Annotated in this window: 8 protein-coding genes, 1 tRNA gene and 2 pseudogenes; 5 read left to right on the top strand and 6 right to left on the bottom strand. The window is 58.7% G+C overall.

All coding sequences use genetic code 11. The annotated features are described in order from the left end of the window. Both B7L71_RS17300 and B7L71_RS06730 read right to left on the bottom strand, forming a co-directional pair. A pseudogene (locus B7L71_RS17300) lies at positions 1–339 on the bottom strand (GGDEF domain-containing protein); the annotation flags it as partial. Between the two features lie 171 nt (positions 340–510). Then, entirely contained in the window at positions 511–759 is a 249-nt protein-coding gene (locus tag B7L71_RS06730; protein WP_081136859.1) for a DUF333 domain-containing protein, read from the bottom strand. Here B7L71_RS06730 and B7L71_RS17985 point away from each other — a divergent pair. The 3 genes and pseudogenes from B7L71_RS17985 to B7L71_RS06715 form a co-directional block, all read left to right on the top strand. Further along, a pseudogene (locus tag B7L71_RS17985) lies at positions 758–1174 on the top strand (DUF2201 family putative metallopeptidase); the annotation flags it as partial. The gene B7L71_RS06730 and the pseudogene B7L71_RS17985 overlap by 2 nt on opposite strands. A 152-nt stretch (positions 1175–1326) precedes the next feature. Continuing rightward, entirely contained in the window at positions 1327–2100 is a 774-nt protein-coding gene (locus B7L71_RS06720) for a helix-turn-helix transcriptional regulator (RefSeq protein WP_249273192.1), read from the top strand. Between the two features lie 134 nt (positions 2101–2234). After that, positions 2235–2414 carry an ATP-binding protein gene (locus tag B7L71_RS06715; RefSeq protein ID WP_249273191.1) on the top strand — a complete coding sequence of 60 codons (180 nt, stop codon included), beginning with the start codon at positions 2235–2237 and terminating at the stop codon, positions 2412–2414. Between the two features lie 102 nt (positions 2415–2516). Here B7L71_RS06715 and B7L71_RS06710 read toward each other — a convergent pair. From B7L71_RS06710 to tnpA, 3 genes are all read right to left on the bottom strand, one after another. Then, positions 2517–2593, bottom strand: a tRNA-Arg gene (locus B7L71_RS06710). A 52-nt stretch (positions 2594–2645) separates the two neighbouring features. Next, the gene (locus B7L71_RS06705; RefSeq protein ID WP_081136852.1) at positions 2646–3593 is read right to left on the bottom strand and encodes an AEC family transporter; all 948 of its coding nucleotides are present in this window, start codon (positions 3591–3593) and stop codon (positions 2646–2648) included. 99 nt (positions 3594–3692) lie between these two features. Further along, a complete protein-coding gene (gene tnpA / locus B7L71_RS06700; RefSeq protein ID WP_081136850.1) occupies positions 3693–4109 on the bottom strand; it encodes an IS200/IS605 family transposase in 417 nt (138 codons plus the stop codon). A gap of 21 nt (positions 4110–4130) precedes the next feature. On the opposite strand from tnpA, the gene B7L71_RS17630 reads away from it, so the two are divergent. Both B7L71_RS17630 and B7L71_RS06690 read left to right on the top strand, forming a co-directional pair. Further along, on the top strand, positions 4131–5243 hold the full coding sequence (locus B7L71_RS17630; protein WP_081136848.1) for an RNA-guided endonuclease InsQ/TnpB family protein: 1113 nt from the start codon (positions 4131–4133) through the stop codon (positions 5241–5243). A 58-nt stretch (positions 5244–5301) separates the two neighbouring features. Continuing rightward, complete coding sequence (locus tag B7L71_RS06690; protein WP_081136847.1) at positions 5302–7848, top strand: EAL domain-containing protein; 2547 nt, start codon at positions 5302–5304, stop codon at positions 7846–7848. Here the strand turns inward: B7L71_RS06690 and B7L71_RS06685 are convergent. After that, positions 7845–8684 (bottom strand): sensor domain-containing diguanylate cyclase (locus B7L71_RS06685; protein WP_139790073.1); only part of this gene is annotated, 840 nt, incomplete at its 5' end. The two genes, B7L71_RS06690 and B7L71_RS06685, sit on opposite strands and share 4 nt — an antisense overlap.

The raw sequence follows: 8684 nt of genomic DNA, 5'->3' as shown, positions 1-8684 counted from the left end.
CGATAAACCAATGCTGGTGTAGTCCGAATAGATGCGTATTGACAGGGTCTGGCCCGCAAAATCGTCGGGCAGCGGAATCAAATGCCACGGCCAACCAATGAAGCGCGGCTGCTGCATATCGCCGTGCTCATAAATCAGCTCATCCCCCAAAAACACCTGCCCGACCAGATTGATGCTGGTGATGTGGATCACCGGATCATGCCAGTTTCCCTCAGGCAGTACGGTCCTGAACCAGACATATTGCCGCCCCTCGCGCTCGGGCGGGTTCGATGGAAAGGCAATGGCCTGCCAATCGCGGCTCGGCTCCGATAACCAGAGTGGCTCCCCTTCGCTGCCCAATGGCGAGTCCCCCCAACGGTACTCCCACTCCCCCAATGGAGAAGGGCCCTGGTAGCCATGAACCAGCCCAGAAAGTGCCAGCAAGGCACACAGAGCAGGCCACCCGCCAGGGTACGCCATCGAGAAAGAAGCATCGCCATGACCACGTGCACTATCAGCCACCCAATAGGATTAGAAGTTATCCAGCCGTTCCGTACGGTAAAGATGCCATTCATTCTCTACCCGGCCATCTGGCAAGCGGCAATAACGCCCCGTCCCCAAACGGCTTTCACGGGTGATACGCTCGCCTCCCCGTGCCTCACAATGTTCAGCCGCCGCCGCTTGCATGCTCGGCGCCTGCTCACCCCCCGCCGTGGCACATCCCGCCAGCAGTGCGGTCATCCCTACCGCTACCCACAGCGGCCAATAACCTAATCTCATGTCATTTTCCTCAACGCAATGTCAGCTGTGCGACCTGCAGTGTCGCACCTTGCCAGTACGCTGCCTTCATCGACACCAAGGAGGCAGCGCAATGGACCCTATGACGCCAACGGCAGTACAGCAGCAACTAGCCCAACAAGAGCAACGAAAGTGGGAGCAAGACCGTCTCGAATGGGCAGACTCACATCCAATGATGGCGCTGCTCAGCGAATGCCTGACGCTTAGCCCACTGATCAGCCAACGGTTCGATACCGCCAGCACCGATGGCCGTCATCTCTATTTTTCTCCCGACTATAGCGCTTCTTTGACGAACGAGTCGCGACGTTTTTTACACGCACACCTCATCTGGCACTGCATGGCCGGCCACCTGAGTGCCCCACTGGTAGCACATCGTCATCGCTGGCACCTGGCCTGCGACCATGAAGTCAACGCCCTGCTGCTGGCACTGGACTTCCCCCTGCCCTGCAACGCGACCTGGGCCAAAAGCTCTCCCGCCAATTTCCGATTGATTGCGACGACAGCCAAAAACCCTACCGCTGGTATTTCGACCGCGATTACCAATGCCAATTGCCCGCCCTCGACGTACCCGGCGCACTCACCCTGGTGCTGGCTGAAGAGTACCTCAAGGGCCTGCTGCCGCCAGTGGTCATCAGCCAGCTCGACCCCCATTTCAACGACGCCCGCCAACTGCTCGAACAGCTGGCCGCCAACGGTTTGAGCAACTGGGCACGGCGAGTTCGCGCCATTCCCAATGGCAAGGCCCTGATGCCTGCCGCGCTCGATGAAGCCACTTGGCAAACGGTTGCCCAAGCACTGCTCGAACAGAAAGCCATCGACGTGCAGTACCTCTCACGCTCTGCCGAATCCGAAAAAGCCTTCACGCTACACCCGCAAGGGATCGTCAGCCGCCACAGCGTTACCTATCTGCTGGCCCATGTAGACGGCTTTGACGACCTGAGGCAATTCGCGCTACACCGCGTCAAGCACGCTGCCCTGAGCGACCGAGCCTGGCAAGCACAAGAAGGTTTCGACATCGACCATTACATCCAGCAAGGCGCCTTTGGCTACCGCCAAGGCATCGAAGACATCGAACTGGAAGCAGAGATCAGCCCTTCTGCGGCCTGGCTACTGCAGGAAACCCCGCTATCGGAACAGCAAAGCATCACCCCGGGGCCTCAGGAAGGCTGGTATCGGCTGAACGTAACCGTCCCCAACGACCAGCAGACGCTCTGGTGGCTGATGGGCATGGGGGCCAACATCAAAGTGCTCGCCCCCCGTGAATGGCAAGACGAGCTGAAAGCCACGGCACAGAAAGTCCTTGCCCACTACCCCTCTCATTGAGCCACTCACTGAGCCAGGCCCCTACATTCCACAATTTTTCACATCTGCGCTAGATACCGCGATACCGCCTGTATTTACACTATGGGGAGGTCAGGCATGCCCCTTGATGGCGTGCCAATGCATTTCGGAGAGTGGTGGGTCACGCCATTCAACGCTTCTCGCAAGCCGACAGCAGCGACACCCGCAAACTCCCCGGCACCGGCCTGGGCCTGGCCATCACCCGAGAAAACTGCCGCCAGCTAGGCGGCGACGTACACTACCAGGACGCCCCCGGCGGCGGCAGCGAGTTCGTGATTGAGTTACCGATGGTGTGAGGGGGTAGGTAGGGAGGAACCTGTAATAGGGATGCAAGCTTAGAGTATTCCGCGCATTAGCTTTGCTTCTGGGATTGTGAGGACTTCCCAAGAAGCCCCCAATGGCGTCCCTGGCAGGAGTCGAACCTGCGACCTGCCGCTTAGGAGGCGGCTGCTCTATCCTACTGAGCTACAGGGACTTAGGGGGCGCATAGTATAGCGCGTTGGCTTGCCTCGGCCAACCGTCGCGCTTTAAATCCACCCCGCCAGGCGCAGGGCGAAAATGCCCAGGGTCACGGTGATGCTGGCCATCAGGGTGGTGATGGCGATGATATTGGCGGCCAGGGCCACGTTGCCGTTGATGGCCTTCACCATCACGAAGCTGGCGGCGGCGGTGGGGCTGGCGAAGAACAGGAACAGCAGGCCCAGTTGCGCGCCGGAAAAGCCCAACAGCCACGCCGCGACCGTTGACAAGGCGGGCAAGGCGACCATCTTCATCAGGCTGGCACTCATGGCCACTTGGCTACCTTCACGCAAGCTGGACACCGAAAGCGTGGCGCCAATGCAGATCAGCGCCAGGGGCAGCGTCAGCGAGGCAAAGTAGTTGCCCGAGGTCATCACCCAGCTCGGCAGCCCTACCGAGAACGCCGTGAACGGCAACGCCGCGAACACGGAAAGAATCAGCGGGTTCTTGACGATATGCCCCAGCAGGCTGCGCCAATCGGTGGATTGGCCGGGCTGGTACGCCGCCAGGGCCACCACGGAAAGCGCGTTGTACATCACGATCACCACGCCCAGCAGCAGGCTTCCCGCCGAAAGCCCGTAGTTGCCGTACATGCCCGCCGCCAAGGCCAGTCCCACCACGCCGCAGTTGCCGCGAAAGGCCCCCTGCACGTATACCCCTCTGTCAGCCTGGGGCACACGTAGATGCGCCCAGCCCCAGCTCAGGGCGAACTGCGCCAGGGTGGCCACGGCGAAGAACAGCAGCAGCGGAATGTCCAACGCGACACTGAGGTCGGCCTTGACTAGACTCAGAAAAATAAGCGTCGGCAGCGTCGCCTTGAACACCAGCGTCGAGGCCGTGCTGATAAAGGCACTGTCGATCCAGCCAAGGCGTTTCAAGCCAATGCCGATGAACACCATGGCAAACACGGGTAGCGTCACGTCTAGCGTGCGGGTAAACAGTTCCAGTAGATCCACAGCAGCTCTCTCAGTTGGATAAGCGACGTCTTATCAATTAACGCGAAAAACCTCGTACTTCTAGTGCGAGGATGAATAGCGTGGGACGCGAAGCGTCCCCTATTCCGGTCTTGTTTGCTGCTCAATATATTGCTTTACGACACTCAGCGGCGCGCCGCCGACGCTTCCCGCAAAGTAGCTCGGACTCCATAGCGCATTTTTTCTGTATGAAGTCTGTACTAATTCGGGGTGCAGCAGCTTCATCCGCCTGCTCGAAACCCCTTTCAGGCTGTTCACCAGCCTTGAAACCGCCACCTTGGGCGGAAAGTTCACCAGTAAGTGAACATGATCCGTTTCACCATGGAACTCCTTTAGCTCAGCCTCGAAATCCTGACACACCTGCCTGAACAGGGTTTCAAGGGATTGAAGGTGTGCGTCATTGAATACTCTTCCACGATATTTGGTTACGAAGACCAAGTGGGCGTGCATTTCAAAAACGCAGTGTCTTCCTGTTCTGATAGTCTTGATCTTGTCCATAGGCCAAGTATACTCAAAGCCATGAAACAGACCAAGACATTAAAAGTTCGCGTAAGAGACAAGCACATTGCCCAGCTTAACCGCATGGCACGCAGTGTGAACTTTTGCTGGAACTATCTGAACGAACTCTCATCTCGTGCCATTCGTGAGCGCGGTCTGTTTCTGTCGGCGTATGACCTGCATCCCTATACCAAAGGGGCGGGCAAGGAACTTGGTCTGCATAGCCAGACCTTGCAGTGCATCGCCGCCGAATATGTCACCCGCCGCAAGCAGTTTAGGAAGGCTCGTCTCAACTGGCGCAAATCGCGTGGCGTTCGTCGTTCTCTCGGCTGGATTCCGGTCAATACCGGCGCGGCCAAATGGAAGAGCGGGCAAGTATTCCACAACGGCAGTTACTTCAAAGTCTGGGACAGCTACGGGCTGAGCCAGTACAAGCTCCGCTCTGCATCCTTCAACGAGGATGCGCGTGGGCGCTGGTACTTCAATGTCGTGGTTGAAATTGAGGTAGACCCGCCAGCCGGTCAAGACAAGATCGGTATCGACCTTGGTCTGAAAGATACCGCCACCTGCTCGGATGGTACAAGGCTGGAAGCCGGTCGTTTCTACCGCGATATGGAAGATAAGCTGGCTGTTGCACAACGCGCCGGAAAGAAAAAGCGTACCAAAAACATTCACGCCAAGATTGCCAATCGGCGCAAGGACGCCTTGCACAAGTTCAGCCGTCAATTGGTGAACCGTGCGGGGGAAATCTACGTCGGTAATGTGAAATCATCCTCGTTGGCCAAAACCAAGATGGCCAAGTCAGTGCTGGACGCTGGCTGGGCTATGCTGAAAACAATGCTGGAATATAAATGCGATAGCGCAGGCATTGTTTTTAAAGAGGTCAACGAGTCGTACACCACCCAAGCCTGTTCGAGCTGCGGTTGTATTTCCGTCAGTAGTCCGAAGGGTAGATCAGGCTTGAGAATAAGAGAGTGGACTTGCAGTGAGTGTGGTGTCACTCACGACCGCGATGTGAACGCGGCCAAGAACATTCTTGCGGTCGGGCATGGCCGTCCAGAAGTGGGAATCCCCGTCCTGAGGGCGGGGAGGATGTCAAACTCTACCGTTGACCAGGATTTGTCGACTGGCTAGACAGGCACCTCGGCATAAGGGAAAGTAGCCCTAAACGCGCATCACGGATACGTTACGTATGGTACAGCCTGCCGTCCCTGAACACGAAGCACAGCGGCTTCTCACCCTGAAGCGGTACACACTGGGGGATCTTTCGGCTGACCAGGAGTTTGACCGCATCACCCGTCTAGCGGCTGCTTACTGCGAAACCCCCATAGCCTTGATCACGCTGGTGGATGCCAGTCACGTCTGGGTCAAAAGTGGCGTGGGCGCATACAGCCCCACGGCATTACGTCAGCTCTCATTATGCGGGGAAGCCATCCTCGAACCCAAGCTGTTCGAAGTATCGGATGCACGCCTGGATGCGCGGCTCCATAAGTTGCCCATGGTCAGCGAGGCGCCCCATGTGGTGTTTTATGCTGGCATGCCGCTGGTCGCCGACAATGGCGACATCCTCGGCACGCTGTGCGTCATGGACCACAAGCCCCGCCAACTGAGCCCTACCCAGCGGGAGCTGCTACAGCAACTGGCCAGCAGCACCATGCTGCAGTTCGAGCACTACCTGAGCCAACGCGCCTACCAGGCCATTGGCAATGCCGCCATCGGCCTTTGGGAGATGGATGTCGCCACCCGAACCACCCACTGGAACGATGTGGTCGATGCGCTCTATCAAACCAATGCTCGGCAAGCCAACACCTTCGAAGCGCGCATGCAGGCGTACACCTCGGCTGACCGCGCTCGGCTCGTCGAAGCCATCGACACCGCCATTGCCCACGGAACGCCCTTCAACGACATCTTCGAGATGCAGACCCCCTCGGGCGAGCCGCTCTGGGTCAGAATCACCGGCAACCCCTTGGCCGTGGATGGCCAAGTGGTGCAGCTCATCGGCACCATGCTCGATGTCACCCCCCGCAAGAAGGTCGAAACACAGCTACTGCGCCAGCAGGCACTGGAGCAGGCTATCGCACGGCTCTCTCTGGTGGCCAAGAATACCAGCAACGGTGTGGTGATCACCGATGCACGCGGCAACATCGAATGGATCAACGATGGCTTTACCCGGCTCAGTGGCTACACCTTCGCAGAAGCGGTCGGCAAGAAGCCGGGGCAACTGGTGCAGGGCAAAGCCACCGACCGCGCCACGGTACTGCGCATTGCCCATGCCCTGCGCCACCGCCAGCACTTCGAAGAAGAGCTGCTCAACTACCGCAAGGATGGCACCCCGTACTGGGTACATATCAGCTGTAACCCGCTGCCTGCCAATGAGCAAACCGGCGGCGGCTTCATTGCCATCCAGTCGGACATTACCGACACCAAGCTGCATGAAGAGGCGCTTTACAAGGCTGCCAATATCGATGAGCTGACCCAGCTGCCCAATCAGCGGCTAGCCCGTACGCAGTTGGAAGCACTGGTGCAGCATCATGCGCCACTGACCATCTCAGTGCTCAATATCGATGACTTCAAACGCCTTAACGACCTGTTTGGCTACGCCACTGGCAATAGCATACTCAGGCGGGTAGCCAAACGGCTGGAAGCCCTGGTCAGCCCCTTCAAGGCCCAAGGCATCACGGCACGGCTCAGTGGCGATGAATTTGTGCTGGCGGGGCCAACCCAGCGCCTGACTCCCTCTACCATCCAGCACGCCATCCAGCAGCCGCTGCACGTCAACGGGCAAAAGTTGAAGCTCACTGCCTGTATCGGTATGACCACCTACCCCAACGACAACGTCGACCCCGACGCCCTGTTTCGCCATGCCTATCAGGCACTCTATCAGGCCAAGACCCAAGGGGTTGCCCAGTGCGTACGCTACAGCACTGATCAGGAGTACCTGGTCAAACTGCGCCAGCAGGAGCGCAGCGCCATTCAGCACGGCCTGGCCAATGACGAATTTCGTCTCTACTATCAGCCCCAGGTCGATCTCAAATCGCACACCGTGGTCGGGGCTGAGGCGCTGATTCGCTGGATCCACCCGCAACACGGGCTGCGCAATCCGGCAGAGTTTCTGCCGCTGCTGGAAGGCAGCGAGCTGGAGTTTCATCTGGGGGAGTGGGTCATCGAAGCCGCCTTGAAGCAGCTGCAAAGCTGGCTGGCCATGGGCATCGAACTGCAGGTGAGTGTCAACATCAGCCCGCAACACCTGCTGCACCCCGGCTTTCTGCCGCAGTTGGAACAGCTGCTGCTGTACTACCCGCAAGTCCCCTCACGGCTGCTCGCCATCGAGATACTCGAATCGGCCACGCTGGATGACATGCAGGCCGCCCTGCACGTGCTGGAAGAGTGCCAACGGCTCGGCATCGAAATTGCCCTGGACGACTTCGGCACCGGCTACTCCTCGCTGGCCTACTTCCGTCGCCTGCCCGTGCAGTTGATCAAGGTAGACCGCGATTTCGTGCGCGACATGCTGGAAAGTGAGGATGACAAGGCCATCGTGGAAAGCATCATCTTCATGGCCAGAAAATTCTCACGGCCGGTACTGGCAGAAGGGGTCGAGACCATGGAGCATGCCCAAGCCTTGCTGGCCATGGGCTGCCATCTGGCGCAAGGTTACGGTATTGCCCGCCCGATGCCCGCCGACGCACTACCAGGCTGGCTGGAAACCTGGCAGGCAGAAGGGTTTGCACTACCTTAAACGAACAACGCCATCGGGTCACTTTCCCCCGTCAGCTTGACCATGACGCCATCGCGCCCTTGGCCCTTGACGTCATAGCTGGCGGCATCGGCACGGGCCAGGGCGACTTCCACGGCGTCATCGCTTTCATCGAAAACCGTCACCCCAATACTCAAGGTAACGGTATATTCCTTGCCCTCATGGGTCACCGACACCTCGCTCACCGCCTTGCGCAGTGAATCGGCAATCACCTTGGCTTGCCCCAGCGTGCAGCTAGGCAACAGCACGCCAAACTCATCGCCCCCCTGGCGGGCCACGTGGTCGCTGCGGCGCACCTCCCAGGCCACCACCTGAGCAATACGGCGCAGCATCTCATCACCCAAGGCATGGCCGCCTTCGTCATTGATCGGCTTGAAGTGGTCCAGGTCGAACAGCAGCAGTGCCGAAGGCGTACTGGTTTTCTGAAAATCGGCGAAGGCCTCTTCCAGGCGGCGCTCGAAGCCACGTCGATTCAGCAGCCCGGTCAAGGGGTCATGTTCGGCTTCCCAGCGCTGCAACGCCTCTTGCTGGCGCCGCTCGGTAATGTCCTTCACCACACCGACCAACCCCAAGGAGTGGCCGCCTTGGGTCAACATCACCACTCGGGCGTGAATATCCAGCCACAGCGTTTCGCCGTCGCTGCGCAGAAAACGCAGCTGGCGCACGAAGTCGCTGCCGGTCTTGAGACTATGCACCCACATATCACGCGCCCCATTGCGGTCATCCGCGTGAATTTGTGTCAGCCACTGCTCCATTTGGGTATCTGCAGGAATATCCAGAATTTGCAAAAGCGCAGGATTCATTTGACGTCCTCCCCG

The sequence above is a fragment of the Halomonas sp. BC2 genome, assembly GCF_002078115.1.
Taxonomy (GTDB): domain Bacteria; phylum Pseudomonadota; class Gammaproteobacteria; order Pseudomonadales; family Halomonadaceae; genus Vreelandella; species Vreelandella stevensii.
The sequence above is the reverse complement of the archived record's forward strand: the minus strand, read 5'-3'. Positions and strand labels throughout refer to the sequence as shown.

Bases quoted from the DNA above. Each gene is read 5' to 3' on its own strand.
- B7L71_RS06730 (WP_081136859.1), bottom strand. From the start codon at position 759: ATGAGATTAGGTTATTGGCCGCTGTGGGTAGCGGTAGGGATGACCGCA.
- tnpA (WP_081136850.1), bottom strand. From the start codon at position 4,109: ATGGACAAGATCAAGACTATCAGAACAGGAAGACACTGCGTTTTTGAA.
- B7L71_RS17630 (WP_081136848.1), top strand. From the start codon at position 4,131: ATGAAACAGACCAAGACATTAAAAGTTCGCGTAAGAGACAAGCACATT.
- B7L71_RS06690 (WP_081136847.1), top strand. From the start codon at position 5,302: ATGGTACAGCCTGCCGTCCCTGAACACGAAGCACAGCGGCTTCTCACC.